At 41.0% G+C, this 21,685-nt stretch carries 21 protein-coding genes; 4 read left to right on the top strand and 17 right to left on the bottom strand.

Going from position 1 to position 21,685, the window contains the following annotated elements:
• Positions 1-7 precede the first annotated feature (7 nt).
• The 9 genes from DW959_RS02325 to gabT form a co-directional block, all read right to left on the bottom strand.
• Positions 8-994 (bottom strand): 2-hydroxyacid dehydrogenase, encoded by a 987-nt coding sequence (locus tag DW959_RS02325; RefSeq protein ID WP_117822234.1) that lies wholly within the window; start codon positions 992-994, stop codon positions 8-10.
• 324 nt (positions 995-1,318) lie between these two features.
• The gene (locus tag DW959_RS02330) at positions 1,319-2,455 is read right to left on the bottom strand and encodes an SGNH/GDSL hydrolase family protein (protein ID WP_242996097.1); all 1,137 of its coding nucleotides are present in this window, start codon (positions 2,453-2,455) and stop codon (positions 1,319-1,321) included.
• Between the two features lie 17 nt (positions 2,456-2,472).
• The gene (locus DW959_RS02335) at positions 2,473-4,062 is read right to left on the bottom strand and encodes an MBOAT family O-acyltransferase (RefSeq protein WP_117822235.1); all 1,590 of its coding nucleotides are present in this window, start codon (positions 4,060-4,062) and stop codon (positions 2,473-2,475) included.
• 116 nt (positions 4,063-4,178) lie between these two features.
• The gene (locus DW959_RS02340) at positions 4,179-4,406 is read right to left on the bottom strand and encodes an acyl carrier protein (protein WP_021943190.1); all 228 of its coding nucleotides are present in this window, start codon (positions 4,404-4,406) and stop codon (positions 4,179-4,181) included.
• A 17-nt stretch (positions 4,407-4,423) separates the two neighbouring features.
• The gene (locus DW959_RS02345) at positions 4,424-5,983 is read right to left on the bottom strand and encodes an AMP-binding protein (protein WP_117822236.1); all 1,560 of its coding nucleotides are present in this window, start codon (positions 5,981-5,983) and stop codon (positions 4,424-4,426) included.
• A 33-nt stretch (positions 5,984-6,016) separates the two neighbouring features.
• Positions 6,017-7,600, bottom strand: a complete 1,584-nt coding sequence (locus DW959_RS02350; protein WP_117822237.1) for a HAMP domain-containing sensor histidine kinase — start codon at positions 7,598-7,600, stop codon at positions 6,017-6,019.
• 21 nt (positions 7,601-7,621) lie between these two features.
• Complete coding sequence (locus DW959_RS02355) at positions 7,622-8,377, bottom strand: response regulator transcription factor (protein WP_242996095.1); 756 nt, start codon at positions 8,375-8,377, stop codon at positions 7,622-7,624.
• Positions 8,378-8,569: 192 nt separating this feature from the next.
• Positions 8,570-9,349, bottom strand: coding sequence for a YdcF family protein (locus DW959_RS02360; RefSeq protein ID WP_117808266.1), 780 nt, complete (start codon positions 9,347-9,349; stop codon positions 8,570-8,572).
• Between the two features lie 289 nt (positions 9,350-9,638).
• On the bottom strand, positions 9,639-10,997 hold the full coding sequence (gene gabT / locus DW959_RS02365; protein WP_118615264.1) for a 4-aminobutyrate--2-oxoglutarate transaminase: 1,359 nt from the start codon (positions 10,995-10,997) through the stop codon (positions 9,639-9,641).
• Positions 10,998-11,415: 418 nt separating this feature from the next.
• Here gabT and DW959_RS02370 point away from each other — a divergent pair, with 418 nt between their 5' ends.
• Positions 11,416-12,672: a PucR family transcriptional regulator gene (locus DW959_RS02370; protein ID WP_118615266.1), complete on the top strand. Its 1,257-nt coding sequence runs from the start codon at positions 11,416-11,418 to the stop codon at positions 12,670-12,672.
• Positions 12,673-12,731: 59 nt separating this feature from the next.
• Here the strand turns inward: DW959_RS02370 and DW959_RS02375 are convergent, their stop codons facing one another.
• Positions 12,732-14,192 carry a TrkH family potassium uptake protein gene (locus tag DW959_RS02375; RefSeq protein WP_117808264.1) on the bottom strand — a complete coding sequence of 487 codons (1,461 nt, stop codon included), beginning with the start codon at positions 14,190-14,192 and terminating at the stop codon, positions 12,732-12,734.
• 37 nt (positions 14,193-14,229) lie between these two features.
• Positions 14,230-15,639 carry a Trk system potassium transporter TrkA gene (trkA, locus tag DW959_RS02380; RefSeq protein ID WP_117808263.1) on the bottom strand — a complete coding sequence of 470 codons (1,410 nt, stop codon included), beginning with the start codon at positions 15,637-15,639 and terminating at the stop codon, positions 14,230-14,232.
• 178 nt (positions 15,640-15,817) lie between these two features.
• On the opposite strand from trkA, the gene DW959_RS02385 reads away from it, so the two are divergent.
• Both DW959_RS02385 and DW959_RS02390 read left to right on the top strand, forming a co-directional pair.
• The gene (locus tag DW959_RS02385; protein ID WP_118615268.1) at positions 15,818-16,384 is read left to right on the top strand and encodes a chromate transporter; all 567 of its coding nucleotides are present in this window, start codon (positions 15,818-15,820) and stop codon (positions 16,382-16,384) included.
• Positions 16,381-16,962, top strand: a complete 582-nt coding sequence (locus tag DW959_RS02390; protein ID WP_118615270.1) for a chromate transporter — start codon at positions 16,381-16,383, stop codon at positions 16,960-16,962. Before DW959_RS02385 ends, DW959_RS02390 begins: the two co-directional genes overlap by 4 nt.
• A 90-nt stretch (positions 16,963-17,052) precedes the next feature.
• On the opposite strand, the gene DW959_RS02395 is transcribed toward DW959_RS02390, so the two are convergent.
• The gene (locus DW959_RS02395) at positions 17,053-17,643 is read right to left on the bottom strand and encodes a zinc dependent phospholipase C family protein (protein ID WP_118615272.1); all 591 of its coding nucleotides are present in this window, start codon (positions 17,641-17,643) and stop codon (positions 17,053-17,055) included.
• A gap of 322 nt (positions 17,644-17,965) precedes the next feature.
• Between DW959_RS02395 and DW959_RS02400 the strand changes: the two genes are divergently transcribed.
• Positions 17,966-18,373 carry a cupin domain-containing protein gene (locus DW959_RS02400; protein ID WP_118615274.1) on the top strand — a complete coding sequence of 136 codons (408 nt, stop codon included), beginning with the start codon at positions 17,966-17,968 and terminating at the stop codon, positions 18,371-18,373.
• A gap of 91 nt (positions 18,374-18,464) precedes the next feature.
• Here DW959_RS02400 and DW959_RS02405 read toward each other — a convergent pair whose 3' ends face one another.
• From DW959_RS02405 to trpS, 5 genes are all read right to left on the bottom strand, one after another.
• Positions 18,465-19,049 carry a restriction endonuclease subunit S gene (locus DW959_RS02405; RefSeq protein ID WP_118615276.1) on the bottom strand — a complete coding sequence of 195 codons (585 nt, stop codon included), beginning with the start codon at positions 19,047-19,049 and terminating at the stop codon, positions 18,465-18,467.
• A gap of 39 nt (positions 19,050-19,088) precedes the next feature.
• Positions 19,089-19,238, bottom strand: a complete 150-nt coding sequence (locus tag DW959_RS02410; RefSeq protein WP_347475304.1) for a hypothetical protein — start codon at positions 19,236-19,238, stop codon at positions 19,089-19,091.
• 29 nt (positions 19,239-19,267) lie between these two features.
• The gene (locus DW959_RS02415) at positions 19,268-19,591 is read right to left on the bottom strand and encodes a cupin domain-containing protein (protein ID WP_117808258.1); all 324 of its coding nucleotides are present in this window, start codon (positions 19,589-19,591) and stop codon (positions 19,268-19,270) included.
• 147 nt (positions 19,592-19,738) lie between these two features.
• The gene (locus DW959_RS02420) at positions 19,739-20,479 is read right to left on the bottom strand and encodes a hypothetical protein (protein ID WP_118615280.1); all 741 of its coding nucleotides are present in this window, start codon (positions 20,477-20,479) and stop codon (positions 19,739-19,741) included.
• Between the two features lie 131 nt (positions 20,480-20,610).
• A complete protein-coding gene (gene trpS / locus DW959_RS02425; RefSeq protein WP_118615282.1) occupies positions 20,611-21,681 on the bottom strand; it encodes a tryptophan--tRNA ligase in 1,071 nt (356 codons plus the stop codon).
• Positions 21,682-21,685 lie beyond the last annotated feature (4 nt).

Genomic DNA, 21,685 nt, shown 5'->3' on the forward strand with positions numbered 1-21,685 from the left:
TCCTTTTCTACACGGCGTTTATATCCTTGATCGTGCCATTCTCATAATCTCTCGCATTGTCCAGTGTGGTACGGCTGATTGCTTCCAGTGCTTCTTCTGTCAGGAAGCCCTGATGGGAGGTTACAATGACATTCGGGAATGACAGCAGTCTTGCCGTGATCGAGGATTCCAGAATATCATCCTCACGATTCTCAAATACATTATTTGTTTCTTCCTCATACACATCCAGACCGATACCGAAGAATTTCTTATTCCGATTTCCCGTGATCAGATCCTCCGTCTTGATCAGGGCGCCTCTCGATGTATTTACAAGGATCACATTATCCTTCATCTTATTGATCGTCTCTGTGCAGATCATATGGTACGAATCATCTGTCAGCGGACAGTGAAGAGAGATCAGATCACTGGTCGATAACAGCGTATCCAGATCCACATACTCTACAAAATCCAGGGATGGATTCCGGTACATATCATATGCCTGAACCTTCATGCCAAATCCATGACAGATCCGGCACATAGCTGCTCCGATCTTACCGGTTCCGATGATACCCGCGGTCTTGCCATAGAAGTTCATACCTGTAAGACCTACCAGACTGAAATTATTCTCACGAACCTTGATATAGCTCTTATGAATTCTTCTGGTAACCGCAAGTGCCAGTGCCATCGCATGCTCTGCAACCGCCTCCGGTGAATAACCCGGAACACGGAGCACCGTGATACCACAACGGTTTGCTGCATCCAGATCTACATTATTGAATCCGGCACAGCGCATTAACACTAATTTTACACCATTTTCAGCCAGACACTCAACTACTTTTTCACTGACATCGGAACTTACAAATGCACAGATCGCATCATATCCTTTTGCAAGAGCTGCTGTTCTCGGCGAAAGGTCTGCTTCTAAAAACTCTACCTCCAGATCTGAATATTCCGGTAATATCTTTTCAAATGAATCTCTGTCATATTTCTTCGTATCATAAAATAAAATCTTCATATTCCATATCCTCCTATCATATCCTGCTGCCAGACATCTGTAAAAGCATCGTATACTGCCATATTTTCGCTTATTTTTCGGTATGCCTGTATAATTCTATATTTCTGCAACTATTATTTACATTTCATTGCCATTTTATCACAACATCCATGTATTTACACAAATAAAATTATCTATTACAAATCGTTTCTCATCACCCAACACTCTTTACAGATAAAAAGAGATCATCCTGTATCTTTTACCGATACAAAACAATCTCTTTTCTCACAGGAATTGTCTTCTGATTCTTTCAATCCTTCTGATCATTCCTGTTCATATTATTTATTACTTATTGTTTTTTGTAGTTGTCGTAATTTTCTTGTCACTGCTTTTTTTCGTTTTCTTTTTGTCCTTCTTTTTATCCTTTTTTCCGGCCGATTGTTTATTTATTTTTTCAGCCTCAACGGTTGTCTGAGTCTGTTCGCCATTCTCATCTACCGTAATAACAGTTGCAGGATTCTTCATATACTTTTTGTATACCTTATACTGTTTATTCCAGTCAGTATACCGGGAGTCTTTTTTCTTATTTTCAAATGAATAATGTTTTGAAATATATTTTCCTATCTCTCTTGTTACTTTTCTTGCACCGTAACAGTTCAGATGTTTTCCGCCATCTCTGGTATCTGTTCCCCAGTTGATCTTATTTTTGCCCTTTACCGTATTCAGATCAAGGAATGGGATTCCTAATTTCTTCGCATACTGTGTCATACCATTATGTTTTTTATAATTCCATGAGCTTGCTGTCGGCATCTCAACAAACATAACTTCAACATTGTTTTCTTTGCAGATATCCAGGAACATCTTAAGAAAAATTCTGGAAGACTTCGGTACCGGTTCAATATCCTTTGTCTCTACCATCTTATCTTCACCTGTATAAGCCATAACCGTTCTGCTCAGATACTGACCTCTTGTACTGGAACGATAAGTATATGATTTTTTCTTAAAGCTGTCCTTAAGTGCCAGTGTTTTCCACCTGTCATGATACTTCATGATCGGAATATATTTATAGATCAGGGATTTGACATTTCCCTCTACTCTGGATACCTGTGTCTTACCTTGCCACAACAGATCCACATCCAAAACAACCAGCTTCGGTTTCTGGCAGGTCAGTACTTCCTGAAGGACATTGACTGTCTCTGCAATATTCTGCGCTCCCTCCGCCGCAACATAGGTTGGAATTCCATAGTTCTTCCACATCATCATTGGAGAGTAGGCACTGTATGCGTTACTGTTTCCCATGACAACAACATCCAGCGAATTTCTCGGTTCTCCATAGAAGCCTCTGGCATTCGGATTTGACAAACCACCTTCCGGGTCACTGGTCTTCGGATAGAACACAACCGACAGAACTCCCATCAGTACACAGAAAATGATGAAAAACAGGATACATTTTATTATATTTTTTGTTTTGTCTTTTTTCATATCGTTCACCATCTATCCTAAAATTGTGCGTATATAAAGCCTGCGACTTCATATCCGCTTCCATATGCTCCAAGGATGATCACGGAAAAGATCAGTCCATAATATAATACCCAACGGAATACAATATTCTTTGTTGCAATATCTTCTCTGATATGACGTCCCTGTTCCTGATACAAGCCAACCAACAGCAACACAATTGCTCCAAAAAGCAGTAACAGGAAATCACTCATACCAATCCGGACATCAAACAATTCACCATAACGGATCGGATCCCATGACAGATTCCGGAACATCGATATAAACATCTGTCCGAAGATCTTCAGATCATCTGCACGGAACATCAGCATACCGATATTAACAAAGATAAAGGTTCTCACAACCTGAAGAGCCTTATAGATCTTACCTTCGCGGTTCACATGCATTTTTTCAAATAATTTTCTGAATAATGGTTCTGTCAAAAGTCCGAGGATCATGATCAGACAGTAATAAATACCGTACATGACATACTTCCAGCTTGCTCCATGCCAGATACCGGTTCCAAACCATACTGCAAGCATGGCAATAGAGGTCGGGATCAGGGTTGCAAAGAACGCATTGAACTTCTCTCTTGTCTTCTTGCTCAGCTTCATAAATGCCTTGGATAGAGAGATGGTATAGAATACATAATCCTTAAACCATGCACCAAGTGTCATGTGCCATCTTCTCCAGAACTCGCTGACTGTCTTTGATATAAACGGTCTTGCAAAGTTTTCTGACATCTCGATGCCAAACATCTGCGCACTACCGCGGACGATATCCATACAACCGGAGAACTCTGCATACAACTGTAAGGTGTACAACAGCATTCCTATGATGACATACAGTCCATCATACTGATCATGGAAATTAAAAATCTGATTTACATACATATTTGCACGGTCAGCAATTACAATCTTCTTAAACAGGCCCCAGAACACAAGCTGAAGTCCCATCGTTGCATTTTTATAATCAAACGGATGTCCTTCATATACCTGATCTCCCAGCAGATCAAAACGTCCGATCGGGCCTTCCACGATATGTGGGAAGAATACCAGGAACAAAGCAACCTTTCCAAGATTATCGGAGGCTTTGTATTTACCACGGTATACATCTACAATGTAGCTGATCGCCGATAAGGTGTAGAACGAGATACCAAGCGGCAGCATCATATTCTGCATTGGATTGGATATCTTAATATGGAAAATACTTAATATATCACAGAACACCTGTCCGAAGAATACGGAATATTTCAGATATACAAGAATACCAAGATTTAATAATACAATAGATACACAGACACATTTTTTCTGCCATCCGATGATCGACTTGAATTCCTTTTTATTTTCCTTTGGCAAGGCTTTCTTTGCCATACTGAAGCCATCATCAATCTTATTCAGCAGCAGACCGCCAAAATAAATCGACAAGGTACTAAACAATATAAATACAATATATTTTCCGGAATTAATAAAATAGAACAGATAACTGAATATCAGCAGAACCTTCCATTTGTGCTTTAATGGCACGATCGAGTAGAAAAAGAAGGATCCCATCAATATAAATCCCAAATAAGCTATAGATGTATAAGACATTTTTTTCTCCCTATCACTGATACCGAAAATCTACCGGGCAGCCATTTTCTGTATGTATTACAAAAGACCGTCCGGTTTATTCCCAGTATTTCTTTTTTCCTCAGTCTGTAAACTAATTAATCATCACTGAGTCTCTGGATCATATCATAGATCGTCTGAACTGTTTTGAAGTTCTCTGGAACGATATCTACAGGTGTGATCTCGATATCAAATGCATCATTTAATTCCATAACAAGTGTTACCATTGTGATGGAATCTAAGACGCCATGGCCGATCAGGTCTGTATCATTTTCAAAATCAACACCTGGTTTTACTTCGTTTAAAATCTCTAATAATTCATCCATTTCTTTTTCCTCATTTCTTATAATTTATAGTTATTTTTCAACCACTTACGATCAATTTTTCCATTTTGATTGTGTGGCATACTCTTCACTCTTACAAACTGGTTCGGTTCCATATAATGTGGAACTTTTTTCTTGAATTCCCCAAGCAGGAATGCATCATCCAGTTTCTTACCTTCATATATAAATACGATCTTATCCTCTGCATCATCGTAGATACATGCATAGCTTCGGATACCTTCGATTGCACCGGCAGCCGCTTCGATCTCGCCGAGCTCGATACGGTAACCCATATGTTTGATCTGATAATCTTTTCTTGATATATAGACCAGTTCGCCATATTTATTATATTTTACAAGATCACCTGTCTTGTAGATCAGTTCCGGATAATTCGGGTTTAACGGATTCTGGACAAAGGCTTCTTTTGTCTTTTCTTCATTTCCATAATATCCAAGAGCGACAAAGGAACCTCTGGCATATAATTCACCTTCTGCACTGAAGCCTGTCTCCGGATTGATCTCCGGCGAAACCACCTTGCCATCTTCTCCAAGTACAAATACATCACAGTTGTTACATGCATTTCCCATTGGAAGTGGCTCATCGTCACGAAACTTTCTGTTTACCACATAGTAGGTACAAATATCGGTTGTCTCTGTCGGGCCAAACAGGTTTGCATACATGGCATCCGGCAGATTCTCGATCCAGTAATTCAATGGTCTTGTCGGCATAACCTCGCCTGCAAATAACACTTTTTTCAGATCCGGAAGCTTAGCATACTGGAACATCTTATAATTTGCAATGATTGAAAGCGCCGATGGAACCCAGTAGATCGTATTAACCTTTTTCTCATTCAGGAATTCCATGAGCTTAATTGGGAATGAAAAATATGCTTTTGGTATTATATACAATGTTGCGCCATTTTTCAATGTGCTATATAAATCTGAAACAGACATACTAAAATAAAATGGGGTCTGATTTCCAAATATTGTTGTCTCGTTGATATCAAAGGCTTCTGTATACCATGTAATATAAGAAAGAATATTTGCATGTGATATAACCGCACCCTTTGGAACACCTGTCGAACCGGAAGTAAATAATGCATACACCGGATCCGTATCGATCATATTGGCTCTTACCTTTGACAGACAACTCTGGTCTGCTTCCTGATCCATCTCATCCAGATTGAAAATCTTTGGTGCATAGCCCTTGCCGTCCTCTGTTTCAACATGCAGTTCTTTTGCTTTATCGAGATGCTTATTATCGGTTATGGCAGCCTCCGGTTTCAATGCCTTTAAGATCTTATTCACTCTGTCAACCGGCATCTCCGCATCTATGACCACATAAAAGTTTCCGCTATATACAGCACCCATGAATGCTGCCACACTCTTCGGCTCCTTATCAAGAAGTACAACAACCGGACGATTCTTGCATCCGCCAAGTCCCTGATATAACCATGCTCCAACCTGTTTTGCAGCTTTCTCCAGTTCTTTATAAGTGAGTCCTCCGTTAACATCGGCAACTGCTAATTTGTCTGGATATTTAGCTACTGAGCCTTCAATAAATTCAAGTACATTCTTCATATCTTTCTTTACCGGAACCTGTCCGGACCTCCTTTATTCCACGATTGCAAATACAAGTGTTACTGTATATTGCCCTTTCTTCTCTTTTACTGAAAAGTCTATGTTCATTTCCTGTGCAATTTTCTCACAGGTCTTAATTCCTATCCTTGTGCTTTCTGCTTCATTTCTGTTTTTGCTTATATGATTACTGATCACCAATGTTACCTTCGTATCCGATGTACTGTACTTAATATCTACCGGTTTGCTGTAATCCGAATATTTTCTTATATTCGTAAATATATTATCAAACAACCGTTTCAGATATGGGGCATCAATCTGTATCTTCGGTGAATTATCCTCCGTCTTAATCTGGAATGTAATTCCTTTTTCTTCTAACAGACACATATATTCACCGATCATCTGTTGGAAAAATTCTTTTGCCGGAAACTTTTCCATCTTCAGTTCATCCGTATGTCCGGAATATACGAAGAAGTAACGGAACAGCTTATCTGACAGATCTTTTAACTGCCCTGCCTTATCCACGCAGATATCAACGTACTGCTTATACTCTTCTTCCGAATCAAATTCACTTGTTTCCAGAAGATCCAGATACCCATTCAATACCGTAAGCGGTGTCCGGATATCATGTGCCATTGCTGTGACAAGATCCCGGTTCGCCTGCCAGGCTTCTTTTTCTTTGCTCATCTGCTGAATGATCGAATTTCTCATACTGTCAATATTATCCGCCAGCACATAGATCTCATCATTTCCGGATTTTGTGATAGCTGCATTGATATCGTTCTTTTTGATTCTGGATACCTCCCGTGTCAAACGTCTTACACGCTTTACCACACGACCGTTATAGATCATAACAAACATCATAAAGATAAACGAGCACACCAGAAAACCAATTGTCATCCAGAAATAGTAAACTCTTTTCTCTGAGTAATCCACGATACAGACATCATACAGACCATCCTCGAACCGCACAGAATAAAATGCATAATTTCCATATTGAGATGCTAATTCTTCTACATCTGAAGTATCGACCGGATTTGTTTCTTTATATTCTGACTCAGAAGATGCTATATCATTGCCAACATTTTCATTTGTCTTTTCTGTCTGTCTCTTATATTCTTTTTTCTTCCTGTAAATCTCAACCAGCCGTTTGTTTTTAATATTATTCAGCATCTGCTTCTTGTCTTCTTCAGACTCTGCAAGCTTTCTGCCCTTCTTGTTTCCATTTGTTATCTTATTAAAAAAACGCTCCATCGCGGTACGTCTTTTCTGTTTTGTTGAATCATATATTACATTCTCATTCTGATATACAAGAAGATATACACTTCCCTCTTCCTGCTGCCATCTGAGAATAGCATTCATATCTGTTGATTTTACCTTATTATCCCTGACATAATCGGAAAAGCGGTCGATCTTCTCGTCTGTTCGCCGGGCTGTGGCTGTCTCGTCCAGATACTTTTTGTCAATTATATATACTGTAGTTTTCAGCCAGACGAAGAACAAACCGACTGCAAGTAACAGACTTCCTGCAATAACCAGAACCAGCTTCGTATTTAAAGTAAGCTTCTCGTCTGTTCTTTTTTCCCGTCTATTCTTTTGTCTCGTTTCTCTGTCTTTCATTCCGTCTGACCTTTTCAGGCTTTAATCCACCTGATATCCTTTTCCATAAATCGTTCTTATGATCTCAGGCTGTGCCGGATTCTCCTCGATCTTCTGTCGAAGCCTGAGCACATGCACCATGACCGTATTGGACGATGAAGGAAGATATTTTTCCTGCCAGATATTCTCATATAGTTCATCCAGATTCCAGGATCTACCACGATTCTTCACAAGAAAAAACAGCAGTGCAAATTCTTTATCCGTCAGATGGATGACTTCGTCTTCTTTCGTTACCACACGCTTGTATGGATCGATCGATATTGTTCCGACACGAAGTATTCCATCCGCATTATCTTCTCTTCCTTTATAAACATTATAACGTCGGATCAGTGCTTTCACCTTCCGGATCAGCTCACCCTGTTCAAAAGGCTTGCTTAAGAAATCATCTCCACCAATATCATATGCCTCATTTTTGTCCGGCTCCTGTGTCTTGGCTGTTAAGAACAGCACCGGAACCGATGAGAATTCCCGGATAGCCGCACAGCTTTCGGTTCCCGACATTCCAGGCATCATAATATCCATAATAACCAGATCAATATCCGAATGTTCTTTCATAACATTGATCGCCATCTGTCCATTCTCTGCTTCCAGTGTTTTATATCCCTGCTTTTTCAGGTAAATACCTACAAGCTTCCGAATATCCTTTTCATCATCTACGATCAGAATTTTCGCTTCCTGTTCGGACAGCAATCCCTTTTGCTTCTCTCCATCTATTGTTTTGTTATTTTCTAAAATCATAACCATATCCTCTCTTTTTCTAATATGCCTTGATTTTAACTTTCAATAACCACCCCAACATTATAGCATTTGCATCTATAATTCAAGTATGCGTCAGGTGTTGTTAAGATTTGTTAAGTCAGGTTATACCAGAAAATTACATCCTTTTTGTATCTAAATTTTTAAGATTCTTAAGTTTTTTGTTTAAGCTATCTAAAAAATCCATTCAAAGACGATTCCGTAAAGCTCCCTCAGATAATAAGTTGGCAATAACCACCACGCTGTTTTCCCGCACACCGCCGATGGTTTTATACCTGTATGTTCTGCAATAACAGATGCACGGTATTCATGAAATTCATTTGTTACGATAATAACCTGCGGATCCAGATTCTTCTCCTCTATGATCTTCTTTGAATATAGAAGATTCTCTCTGGTCGAGGTTGACCGGTCTTCCTTATATAAACGGTCCTGCGCAATGCCTTTTTCTGTCAGATACCGGTACATGCATTCCGCTTCGCTGATATTCTCACCTTTTCCCTGTCCACCGGACAGAATACACACAACCTCTTCATGTGTGTTCAGATAATCATATGCCGCATCTAAGCGTTCCGTCAGCATTAGGCTTGGGCGGTCGCCATTTACACCACAGCCAAGCACGATCATAACCGTTTCATCCTTCGGAGTGCTCTTCGATGCCCGTATCATGCATATCGTACCTGCTGCCGCAAATCCAACTGCAACTAATACAATCAGCAAAACGATCCCGCATATTACTTTTCCGGCAGTCCGGGTCATCCATTTTTTCACCCAGCGATTCACTCTGTGGAACCATGCCGCATATAAGATCAGGCAGATGCCAAGAACAACTCCCGTAAGATTTCCTATGTTTTTAATCCCCTTCGTAACAAATGGATACAGAAATATGAATACTCCTGCAAATCCTGCTATGAATAATACTATTCTAAGCCATAATTTCTTCAATTTTCCCTGCATACCTCCCGTCTTTTTATATAATTCTCCCTTTTCTGGAGTTCACTCCATGTTTATAGCATCCAAATGCATCAAAATGCCATCATCTCTATTGCGGAGCGGTTAAGATTTATAAATGATCCGGTTACATTATATTTAAACATAATTATATACTGTTTTTAACAAAAAACAGCCATTTCAGGCAACGGATTGCTCCATTTGGAACAATTCATTATCCAAAATGACTGTATTTACGCTAATTTAAAATGATTTTAAACCATTAAATATTATTTCTTATAATTTCTAATGATTATTAATGTTTCAGGCATTCCTTAATAGATGCTTCAAAAATATCAAGACCGGCTGCAAGCTGCTCATCTGTCATTACAAGTGGTGCAAGGAAACGGATTACATTGTTGTAGGTTCCTGCACCTTCTACTAACAGACCTTTCTTCGCACAGGTCTGGATCAGGTCAGATGTAAATGCTGCATCCGGTTCCTTTGTTTCCTGATCTTTTACAAATTCGATACCGATCATACCGCCAAGACCTCTGACATCACCGATAACCGGATATTTCTTCTTCATTTCCAGATAACGCTCTGTCACTTTCTTACCGATCTCACAGGAACGCTCTGCCAGATGATCTCTCTCCATGATCTCGATTGTCTTTAAGGATGCGGCACATGCCAGTGGATTTCCACAATAGGTTCCACCGATCGTTCCTGCCGGGACTGCATCCATAACCTCAGTTCTTGCAATAATGGCTGATAATGGCACGCCGGCTGCGATGGATTTTGCTGTTGCGATGATATCCGGCTCTACACCGGCCTCCTGCCAGTAAACAGAAGCAAACATACGACCGGTTCTGCAGAAACCGCTCTGTACCTCATCTGCGATCAACAGGATACCATTTTCATCACAGATCCTGCGAACTGCTTTTACCCATTCGATCGGAGCAGGAATGAAACCACCCTCACCCTGAAGAGGCTCAACAACGATTGCTGCGATCGTGTCTGCTGCTGCACACTGTTCAAATACATCGTAGATAGATTTGATATAATAATCAACTGCCTTATCCTCAGGCATTCCTTCCGGATTTCTATAATAATATGGGAACTGTGCACGGAACACACCGGCTGCTAACGGTCCCATATCTTTTGCATATGCTTTCTTGGATGTCATCGCCATTGTAAAATGCGTTCTTCCATGGAATGCCCCGGAGAATACGATGATATTCGGACGCTTTGTATATGCCTTTGCTACCTTAACGGCATTCTCATCTGCTTCTGCTCCACTATTTGCAAAGAAGGTTTTCTTGCTGTCGCCCTTTACAGGTGCAATGCCGGATAACTTCTCTGCGAGCGCTACATAGCCTTCATGTGTTACGACATTGAACATGCCATGGAAATATTTATCTGCCTGTGCTTTTACTGCTTCAACGACTTCCGGCTGGGAAAATCCGATATTCAATACACCGACACCGCCGATCCAATCCAAGAACTTATTGCCATCGACATCCTCGATCATGGCTCCTTCACCACGTTCTATAACAACCGGATATCCGCAACGGATCGCATTTGGAACGGCTTGCGCTCTCCTGTCTATGATTGCCTGTGCCTTAGGGCCGGGTAAAGTCTCTGTTATTATTTCCGGTAAATCTGTTCTTAACATATGTATCATCCTCCATCTTCTTATACGGACGGCCTTTATATCTGTGCCGCTCATTTATTTGCTCTTGTAAATTTTCTACAGTATGCCATTCATAAAAGCCGATCACCATATCCCATCAGCACAAAACTCCCGCCCTGTTTTGTGCTGACAGCACAAGCATATGTTTGACAGGCACATATTTTCTATGATATTGTTGGATTATTGTAATAAGCAGCACAAATCAATGGTTTAATATATTAAGCAGCAGCTAATATAAACCTTATATAATTAAGTAAATATTAGGCAATCATGTTCAAACTGCTTCAAATCAATAAACCACCGCCAAGCCGATACGCGCAGATCATATTTTGATTGAACGGACTTCTTATACATAGACGAGTGATAATTATCATGTGCTACTAAGAAAGGAATCCTGAACATGGCAATACTATTAAGAGATTTATATAAAGAAACAAAAAGCACCTATGGTCTGGATCTGATCGCAGGGGAAGAAGGACTGGATCATCTGATGAACTGGGTCTATATATCAGAAGATCCCGGCACGCTGGAATTTCTGCACGGCGGTGAACTGATCATTACGACCGGCGTTCTATGCGGAAATGAATACTGGTTATATAACTTCATCAAAGGGCTGATCGAGCATAAAACCTGCGGCCTTATTATCAATATCGGCGGACATCTGAACCGTTCCGATATCTCCGACCGTATCCGTATGCTGTGCGATCGGAAGCATTACCCGCTCTTTCTTATGCCATGGGAAACGCGGATCTTCGATATCACACACGATTATTACAATCGGATATTTGATGATACCCAGACCAGTCAGGCAATCTCAACAGCCCTTTCGCGCGTGATCCTTCACCCAAATGACAAAGCTCTGATGGAAATCAGCCTGCCTGTCTTATATGAACATGGTTTTCAGGCGGATGCACAATACCATCTCGTATATATATCAGATCTGCGTGATACAGCATCCATGAAACCAACCGCTGCACAGACAAATACCTCTATCCAGCAGTCTGAGCATTCCACCATCTCATCCGGTTATGCAAATACCGCCGGAAGTTTTCTTCAGAATCTGTTGACACGTCTGGTCAGAATCTATAATCTGCCATATACATTTGTCAACGGCACCAACTATACTCTGCTGATCAGCCCCGCACGGTCAAATGAACGGCTTGAACAGGAGCTTACACGGCTTCTGTATTATATGGGAGAATCTGCCGGAACAACTTCCATGTATATCGGAATCAGTGCGCCAACCAAAGATCTGATTGGATTAAGTCAGGCATTTTTACAGGGACGGTGCGCCGCCCTGATGGCACAAAAAAAGAACAGTAGCCTGTTCTTCTTCGATGATATGGGATTCTATAAGCTTCTTTTATCTGTAAGTGATATGGATGTTCTTAGAGAATATGTAAACGATACCCTGGGATCCATCATTACATACGATGAGCAGCACCATACGAATTATCTGGAAACACTCTATCAGTATCTGCTCTGTGATGGCAGTATACAAAAAATTGCCGGTGCCCTGTTCTGTCACAGGAACACCGTCAATTATCGTGTCCGTATATTAAGGGAGGACTTACATCTTGCTTTAGATGATCCGTCCACTCGTTTTGAACTGATGACCGCATTTCAAGTTCATAGTTATCTGGATTTGTTTCCCTGAATCTGCTGCAACACATTTTAATATCATGTACATCATATATCCGGTCATTAATTGGCCTGTTATTTTCTGCGTCTGACCGCCAGTAATTCTTTCCATGCCGGCGGATAGAACAACAAGAGCAATGGGAACAGCTCCAGTCTTCCGGCAAGCATATCGAACATCAACACATATTTGGAAAATGTACCATATACATTAAAATTCTTCGTTGGTCCTACCAGCTCCAGTCCCGGTCCGATGTTATTGATCGTTGCCGCAACCGCAGTAAAGTTTGATGTCATATCTTTTCCCTCAAAGGAGATCAGCAGTACGGATGTTGTAAACAGGATGATAAATGTTATAAAATATACATTTACCGCACGTACCACTTCATGCTCTACCGGCTTGCCGTCCATTTTGATCTTCTTGATACTTTTTGGATGCAGATAGGAATTCAACTCTTTTATCACACTTTTTACCACGATGATAAATCGGGATACCTTGATACCACCACCGGTACTGCCTGCACATGCACCAATGAACATCAGAATAACCAGTATCGTCCTACATGTCTGGTTCCACAGGTCAAAATCCACACTGGAGAATCCGGTTGTTGTTATGATCGAAGCGACCTGGAACGATGCATGACGGAGTACTGTCCAGAATCCATCCATTGTATGAATCAGATTCAATACAAGAACTGCGATCGCCGCCACAATAATGAGGAAATAGGTTCGCACCTCATCCATCTTCAATGCCTTTTTGATATTGCCAAATAAAATCAGATAGTATGCATTAAAATTCACACCGAATAAGATCATAAAGATCGTTACCACCCACTGCAGATATGGCGAAAAGCTGGCAAAGCTATCATTCTTTGTTCCGAATCCACCTGTACCCGCTGTTCCGAATCCGGTACAGAATGCATGGAATACCGGCATTTTCCCGGCTATTAACAAGATGATCTCTATAGCCGTTAATACAATATAGATAACATATAATATTCGCGCCGTATACTTGATCTTCGGTACAAGCTTACCAACAGAAGGTCCCGGGCTCTCTGCTTTCATCAGATTGATATTTGATCCGCCACTAAGCGGCAATACCGCAAGCAGAAACACCAGCACACCCATGCCACCGATCCAGTGTGTAAAGCTTCGCCAGAACAACGTCGTCCGGGATAATGCTTCCACATCGTTTAAGATACTGGCTCCTGTGGTTGTAAAACCGGAGATCGTCTCAAATAACGCATCTGTGAAAGATGGGATATCTCCTGATATGCACATTGGAAGTGCACCAAATATACTCAGTGCTATCCAACTCAATGCTGTAGCGATACAACCCTCTTTCAGATAGAATACATTTACTTTAGGTTTATGTTTTACAATGATGGCTCCAAGCAGCATACAGATGACTGCCATCACCAGATAATCAATTCCTTCACTTTCCTGATAAATCAACGAAACCAGACATGGCAGAAGAAGCATAACCCCCTCCAGCATGATCACATGTCCGACTACGTATAAAATCATTGACCGATTCATAGCTTCCTGTTTTCCCTTTTACAAAAATACTCATTACTTATACCAGAATATCCCTGATATCATTAAATCCTGTATGGGTCGTTACTACCATAGCGGTATCCCCGACTTCGATCGTATCATGACCGGATGGTGTAATGATCGTACCGTTTCGATTGATAAATGCGATCAGCACATCCTTCTTTAACTTCAGATCCATCAGTGGCTTACCCGTTACCTCGGATGCTTCATCCACACGGAACTCGATCGCCTCTACCCGGAAATCAAACATATGATATAACGTCTGCACACTGCTGTTCATGGAACGTGTATTTGATTTCGCACGAACATAAGCAGTAATAGTCTCCGCTGTAATAAAACTCGGATAAAATACACTTCCAAGGTTCAAATTATTAATTATTTCCTTGAAATTACTACGGTTGATCTTCGTGATGGTCTTTGCATCTGAAACATGTCTGGCGTGCAGTGTCAGGAGGATATTTTCCTCGTCAATCCCGGTTAAAGCAACAAAGGATTCTGCATTGCTTAAGCCTTCTTCCTTTAATACGTCCTGATCGGTTCCGTCTGCATTGATAATAACTGCTTTCGGAAGCAGAATACTGAGTCGCTCACAACGATCCTTCTCTTTCTCAATGATCTTTACATTGATTCCCATATTGATCAACTGACTTGCAAGATAATATGCAACGTCACCACCGCCGACGATCATCGCATCACTGACACGATTTGTCTTGAATCCGATAAAATCAAGAAATGCACGGCTCATCGGACGGGATCCTACAAACGAAAGAACATCTCCTGCATGCAGTTTAAAATGACCGGATGGAATATAGACTTCTCCATCTCTTTCAACCGCACAAATCAAAATATTGATATTCTTCGCTCGATCCATAAGCTGCTGACCAAGATGTGCCACAGACAGTCCGTCTAACATATTATGCTCCGGAATCTTGATCTTCGTCATCTCTGCCTGACCATGTGCAAAGGAATTGATCTCCAAAGCCGTCGGCATATAAAGTACACGCGCAACCTCCGTTGCTGTTTCAAGCTCCGGATTGATGACCATGGTAAGTCCCAGACTCTTTTTCAGATATTTTATCTCCTTGCTGTAGTCCGGATTTCTGACACGCGCTACCGTTGCGCAGTCACGTCCCTGTTTTGCGATCGTACAACAAAGCAGGTTCAGCTCGTCAGAATTTGTTACTGCGATCACAAGATCGGCATTCTCCACACCGGCTTCCATCAGCACGCTGTAGCTTGCACCATTTCCGCAGATTCCCATAACGTCATACTGATTGACGTTCATCTCAACCTTATCCGCATTTTTATCAATGACTGTTATATCATGCCCTTCCTTGCATAACTGTCTGGTCAGTGCCGTTCCGACCTTACCGCATCCTATGATCAATATATTAAGACCCGTTTTCTTCGCGCCTCGTTGCTTAAACATCACTTACCTCCACCGACTTCAGCTATATATTATACATACTTTTGTGCATAAAATACTCACTTTATTATAGCGTCAATCTTGATTGTAACATCTTTTTTCTATATGTACAGTGATATTTGAAAATTTTATCTAAAGTTTAGTTTGATTCTGTGCTATACTCCTGTCTGGAGGATTTGATATGTTATTTTCTTTATTTATTAATTTTTTCAAAATCGGATTATTTACATTTGGCGGCGGTTATGCGATGATCGCACAGATCCGGGAAGAAGTGGTTGCAAAACGGAACTGGCTCACGGAAGACGAACTGATCGAAGTGATTGCGATCGCTGAATCAACGCCCGGGCCACTGGCGATCAACCTCGCTACTTTTGTCGGTTATAAACAAAGAGGCTTCCGCGGAAGTCTGGCAGCCACCCTCGGTGTCTGTATCCCATCCGTTATTATTATATTTGTCATTTCTCTGTTTTTTGATGCTTTCATTGCAAATAAATATGTAGCATATGCCTTCGTTGGCATTAAATGTGCTGTTGCTTTTCTGATCCTTACAACCGGAATCAGCATGATGAAAACACTCGACCGAAAAAAAATACCAATTCTTGTATTTGTAGTTACTTTTATAATCATGGTGATCGGAGAACTGCTTTCCAAATCCGTTAATGCAATTCTTCTGATCCTCGCAGGCGGCATCATCGGAATTTTTTGTACCTCTTTTAAAAGGATCCGAAAGGAGGATGCAGACAAATGATATATCTAACATTGTTTATTGAATTCTTTAAAGTAGGACTGTTCAGCTTCGGAGGCGGCTTCGGCATGATACCGCTGATCCAGGATGCTGTCATCCGCCATAACTGGATGAGTGAAGATGCCTTTTACAATTTCATCGGTGTCTGCGAATCTACACCGGGTCCGATTGCAGTCAACATGGCGACCTATGTCGGATCGACGCAGGCAGGACTTTCGGGCGGTATCGTCGCTACTCTCGGTGTCATCACGCCGTCCTTTTTCATTATATTATTAATTGCCGCAGTTTTAAAAAATCTGACGAAAAATACCTACGTGCAGGGCTTCCTGTATGGCATCAAACCGGTTATCCTGGCCCTGATCCTTGCAACCGGAATTAACATGCTGTTAAAGTCTACTGGGTATGTCAGCTTATCCGAATATGATGTGAATATCCCTGCTATCATCATTCTGTGCCTGCTTGCAGGAATCTATTTCTTCATCCGGCGCAAATGGAAGCAGAAGCTGTCAGCGATCTCCCTGATCCTGCTTTCCGCGGTTCTGGGAATCGTGGTATCCGTGATTGCCGAACACATCAGATAAAAAGTCACCTGATACAATGCAAAGTATCAGGTGACTTCATATTTTTCATTGGCAGTCATAATTATCTTTTATATCAGATTGCTCTGCCTTTTATTTTCGATAGGATGGAGCAAGTGCGTATGCCGGAACATACTCCTCTGCTGCCACACTGTTCATGGCAAATGCCCGTACCAGAAATGTACCGATGGTTTTTGATGCATTCCGAATATAGCGTGCATCCGTTTCATTATCTCCGGCCTCCGTCATATACAGTGCATGGCTTTTCTTCAGATACTCGACCGCTTCCTCCACAGAATGAACCATTTCACCGATCCGACTCGTTTCTTCCTGTTCTACATGTCCATGTCCAAATAAAAACTTCTGAAATCCACTTTCATATGCAACATGTTCAGAAAAACCGCCTTCAAAAATGGAGTTGTGCGCATATGTGAAGAAATCCTCCACATAATGAAGTACATATCCGAGTTTCAGGAAAGAATATCTGCTGTTCTTCCCCTTTTCTTCCAGCTTCTGTATCCGGTTGACTGTATTATCAAATGAACTTTTCCAGGTATGCTTCTTAATATAGGTATGAACCAATATATCCGGCAGAATACTGCCTAACAATAACCACTTCCTTTTGTTCTGTGGAACCTGTTCTATGATTTCTCTGGTTACAAATAAATGACTTCTTTTTTTCATATCAGTCTCCTTCCCACTTTTAACTCGGCACAACTTTTCCGTTGTTCCTATCTATATTTTACCGCAGGAAGTATGAAATACAAGCCATTTCACAGAATTTTCTTGAAATTAGAAAAATTTTCTAACAATTTTTACACGGGGCAATTCTGCCCTCCTGCCTGTCTCCCCTGCCGCCTCCCACGTCCCCCTGCTGTAAGTACTTGCTGCGTTTTCTGTTCGCTTCACATGCCTTATTCGTAAATACTCCTGTGCGAACTCGCCTTCGGCTCAGACATGCACCCGTATTTACTGGCAATGTGCAGCTCACGACGAAATACTCGCAATGTACTTACAGCAGGGGGGGCGTGGGAGGCAGCAGGGGAGACAGGTAACAAATATTCAGGAAATGGCAGAGCAGAATAAGTGCTATCGTACGGCACTCTGGACCGGCTGTCATTTGCAAATGACCTTAATGAGCATTCCGCCTTGCCGCGATATCGGTGCAAAACTTCATCCGGACATGGATCAGCTCATCCGTGTTGAAAAAGGAAATGCTATGGTCATGACAGGAAACTGCCCACACAATCTGAACTGTGAGCAGCGTATGTGTAAAGGTGATGCCGTATTCGTTCCTGCCAGAACATGGCACAACATCAAGAACACAGGCAAATGTCCGCTCAGGCTGTCTACCATTTACGCCCCACCACATCATCCGTTTGGAACTGTGGAATACACAAAAGAGGATGCTTAAGGAAGCCCTCACTTAGAGATTATAAGAAAACCCGCTTTTGAATGTCTTCAAGCAAAACTCAAAAGTATAACGGTTCCACTAGAGTATCGATTTACTCTAGTGGAAATTTTATATATATATATTTCAAGTGATTTTTTACTAATTTTTGTACTTCAAATTTCAATTTGTCGCAAAACTGGGCATAATCAGCAAACTCATTTTGTAATTCAATAGATGGAACAATTATATTAACACCCTTAACAAGATCTGTATTAAGATTTTCCACAGTTGTACCATTTGCTAAAGCATTAAACTGAGACTGCACTTGATTTGCTCTCAACTCATAATAAAAGAATAATGTGTTTAATGATTCTTGATAATCAGATATTATCAACCAACCATCATGAACGCATCCTTCAATACCTAGAATATATGGTCTACCAAATGACATGGAATTTGAAAGAATAAAATCCCCTGGTGTAACATACCTTGATTTTTTGGCTCCTTCCTTAGTGATTTTTTCAGCCGTATGTGTGACATATATATCATCAATTGATATATCACCAATTTTTATCCAATTTACTCCATTTACATCTTCAGTCAAATAATCTGATATTGGTCTTGGAGAAGCCCCTCTACAAATATTAGCTACCTCAGCTATAGATTTTGAAGGATATCTTTTCTCATCCCCGAACATTTCGGCAAATTTATAGTTTAGTCATATAGTCCACATATACTATACTTCTCCAATCACATTATCAAGGTATACATTCAGTTCATCAAGCATATAGCCTTTTCTTCCAGCCATTCTGTCTTCATCAACAGCAAGCAGTTCCTCTCTTAATTTCAACATCTTTTCCCAACGATTGTAGATTTCAATATCCATAACAACAAAATCTCCCAAATAATTCAGGCTTAGAAAGATACAGTCAATAACATCTTGAACTGTTCTTCGCCATATACAGCATGTGGAACATCCTTTGGCATAATGAGTGTCTCACCCTCTGTTAAGATGAATATCTCACCGCCTACGGTAAAACGTCCTGTACCATCAAGGACAGTTACCATTGCATCTCCGCCGGATGCATGTGTAGAGATTTCCTCGCCTTTGTCAAATGAGAAAACAGTCACGCTTACATAGTCATTCTGAACGAGTGTCTTGCTAACTACCTGTCCCTCCTGATATTCTACCTGATCCTTTAATAATAATTTTGTCTTTTTTTCAATATTCTTGTACATATTTCTTTGTCCTTTCGCTTTCAAAATTATTTTTTATTTCTTTTCCATTATCAATCCATTGTCTTATATATGCATTAATCTGTCTGTATTCATTATACCTTATTGTATGTGTTTCATACAGTTTTCTTTTTATCCGGTTGTCTTTCATTAATACATATCATTATAAAAGTCTTCCATACCTTCCGGCATCTCGGTCTCATAAAAGCCCCGTCCATTTCTGGTTCCCATTCGGATCGTCATGCCGAGATCCTCATAGACACTGGCACACTCATAGTCAATCGGCTCTGTCGTTCTGACAAGCTTCTCCAGCTCTTCTGCAGCCGCCATATATTCGTCACCGTCAAAGCCGCCGATCGCCGGTCCTGACGCACCATAATATAAAGTCAGATAGATCACCTTACCATTCTTATCTTCTGCCGCGATCGTATAGTCCAGTAACTCCTCATTATTCTCGGTTGTCTCCTTATCGCCAAATAATGTAACGATCTGACCAATAAACAGACCATGATATTCTGCAAGTGCTTCGTCCTCATATACATTTAACAACAAATAACTGCCTGCCAGGTCCACATCATCATTTACTCTATAAAATGTATAATTCTCGCACAAATATCTCGCTTCCTCTGTCCCATCTGTCTTTTCTGTTGTGCTGTCTTTTTTCTGTGTATTCATATGATCTGAACTTCCCTCCATTTCTTTTTCTGATGCTGCTTCTGTCTTCTCCGCTGTCGCATCTACTTCTATTGTCCGGTAATTCTCAGTTGTTCCATCCATACTGTATTCGGATGTAGCTACCCATTCTCCATAATCTGTCGTGATACCTTCATCGGCACACCCTGTCATCATAAGCACTCCAACTGCCCCTAATAATAAAATCGTCTTTTTCATATCCGGTGTCTCCCCATATATTCTGTAACTTTTCCATCCTTATTGTACATGTTTTTTGCAACTTTTCCAACTTTTTGCTGTACAACAAAAGGACGGCCGTTTTCACGACCGTCCTCTTATGTCTGTCAATTTTATTTATAATCATTCTCCAGCCCGTCTGCATCAAAGTAATTGATCTTCATAGCAGAACGTACATCATGAAGAGTTGCTGCTGCTTTCTTCTGTGCAGCCTCGCTTCCTGCCTTTAAAATGTCAAGAACATCCGGAATACGGCTCTCCCACATCTTACGACGTTCACGGATCGGTGTAAGCTCTGACTGTAATACATTGTTCAGAAACTTCTTCACCTTAACATCACCAAGACCACCACGACTGTAATGCTCCTTCAGTTCATCCAGATTCTTATAATCCGGCAGGAACTGTTCAAAATGCTCCGGGCGACAGAACGCATCCAGATATGTAAATACGGAATTTCCCTCGATCTGTCCCGGATCCTCCACACGGATATGATTTGGATCTGTATACATGGACATAACCTTCTTCTTTACTTCATCTGCTTCATCGGAAAGATAGATGCAGTTGCCAAGAGATTTGCTCATCTTTGCTTTTCCATCAATACCCGGAAGTCTGAGACATGCTTTGTTAGACGGTAGTACGATCTCAGGATCTGTCAGGGTTTCGCCATATACGGAATTGAATTTGTGAACGATCTCCTTGCACTGTTCCAGCATAGGAAGCTGATCTTCACCAACCGGCACTTCTGTTGCACGGAAAGCCGTGATATCTGCTGCCTGACTGATCGGATAGCAGAAGAATCCAACCGGAATACTTGCTTCAAAATTACGCATCTTGATCTCGGATTTTACAGTAGGATTTCTCTGTACACGAGATACTGTAACGAGATTCATATAATAGAAAGATAATTCTGTCAGTTCCGGAACCATGGACTGAATGAAGATCGTTGATTTCTCAGGATTGATCCCACATGCCAGATAATCAAGTGCAACCTGGATAATGTTCTGTCTTACCTTCTCCGGATGCTCGGCATTATCTGTAAGTGCCTGTGCATCTGCGATCATTATATATATCTCGTCATAGTTTCCTGAATTCTGAAGCTTTACACGCTCAGAAAGGGAACCCACATAATGTCCAACGTGAAGTCGTCCTGTAGGACGGTCACCGGTTAAAATAATTCTACTCATCTTA

The sequence above is a fragment of the Clostridium sp. AM46-21 genome (assembly GCF_003480025.1).
Lineage (GTDB): Bacteria > Bacillota > Clostridia > Lachnospirales > Lachnospiraceae > Coprococcus > Coprococcus ammoniilyticus.

What these genes read in the sequence shown, in the direction of transcription:
- DW959_RS02325 (WP_117822234.1), bottom strand. Translation starts at nt 994, where the DNA reads ATGAAGATTTTATTTTATGATACGAAGAAATATGACAGAGATTCATTT.
- DW959_RS02330 (WP_242996097.1), bottom strand. Translation starts at nt 2,455, where the DNA reads ATGAAAAAAGACAAAACAAAAAATATAATAAAATGTATCCTGTTTTTC.
- DW959_RS02335 (WP_117822235.1), bottom strand. Translation starts at nt 4,062, where the DNA reads ATGTCTTATACATCTATAGCTTATTTGGGATTTATATTGATGGGATCC.
- DW959_RS02340 (WP_021943190.1), bottom strand. Translation starts at nt 4,406, where the DNA reads ATGGATGAATTATTAGAGATTTTAAACGAAGTAAAACCAGGTGTTGAT.
- DW959_RS02345 (WP_117822236.1), bottom strand. Translation starts at nt 5,983, where the DNA reads ATGAAGAATGTACTTGAATTTATTGAAGGCTCAGTAGCTAAATATCCA.
- DW959_RS02350 (WP_117822237.1), bottom strand. Translation starts at nt 7,600, where the DNA reads ATGAAAGACAGAGAAACGAGACAAAAGAATAGACGGGAAAAAAGAACA.
- DW959_RS02355 (WP_242996095.1), bottom strand. Translation starts at nt 8,377, where the DNA reads ATGATTTTAGAAAATAACAAAACAATAGATGGAGAGAAGCAAAAGGGA.
- DW959_RS02360 (WP_117808266.1), bottom strand. Translation starts at nt 9,349, where the DNA reads ATGCAGGGAAAATTGAAGAAATTATGGCTTAGAATAGTATTATTCATA.
- gabT (WP_118615264.1), bottom strand. Translation starts at nt 10,997, where the DNA reads ATGTTAAGAACAGATTTACCGGAAATAATAACAGAGACTTTACCCGGC.
- DW959_RS02370 (WP_118615266.1), top strand. Translation starts at nt 11,416, where the DNA reads ATGGCAATACTATTAAGAGATTTATATAAAGAAACAAAAAGCACCTAT.
- DW959_RS02375 (WP_117808264.1), bottom strand. Translation starts at nt 14,192, where the DNA reads ATGAATCGGTCAATGATTTTATACGTAGTCGGACATGTGATCATGCTG.
- trkA (WP_117808263.1), bottom strand. Translation starts at nt 15,639, where the DNA reads ATGTTTAAGCAACGAGGCGCGAAGAAAACGGGTCTTAATATATTGATC.
- DW959_RS02385 (WP_118615268.1), top strand. Translation starts at nt 15,818, where the DNA reads ATGTTATTTTCTTTATTTATTAATTTTTTCAAAATCGGATTATTTACA.
- DW959_RS02390 (WP_118615270.1), top strand. Translation starts at nt 16,381, where the DNA reads ATGATATATCTAACATTGTTTATTGAATTCTTTAAAGTAGGACTGTTC.
- DW959_RS02395 (WP_118615272.1), bottom strand. Translation starts at nt 17,643, where the DNA reads ATGAAAAAAAGAAGTCATTTATTTGTAACCAGAGAAATCATAGAACAG.
- DW959_RS02400 (WP_118615274.1), top strand. Translation starts at nt 17,966, where the DNA reads ATGTACTTACAGCAGGGGGGGCGTGGGAGGCAGCAGGGGAGACAGGTA.
- DW959_RS02405 (WP_118615276.1), bottom strand. Translation starts at nt 19,049, where the DNA reads ATGTTCGGGGATGAGAAAAGATATCCTTCAAAATCTATAGCTGAGGTA.
- DW959_RS02410 (WP_347475304.1), bottom strand. Translation starts at nt 19,238, where the DNA reads ATGGATATTGAAATCTACAATCGTTGGGAAAAGATGTTGAAATTAAGA.
- DW959_RS02415 (WP_117808258.1), bottom strand. Translation starts at nt 19,591, where the DNA reads ATGTACAAGAATATTGAAAAAAAGACAAAATTATTATTAAAGGATCAG.
- DW959_RS02420 (WP_118615280.1), bottom strand. Translation starts at nt 20,479, where the DNA reads ATGAAAAAGACGATTTTATTATTAGGGGCAGTTGGAGTGCTTATGATG.
- trpS (WP_118615282.1), bottom strand. Translation starts at nt 21,681, where the DNA reads ATGAGTAGAATTATTTTAACCGGTGACCGTCCTACAGGACGACTTCAC.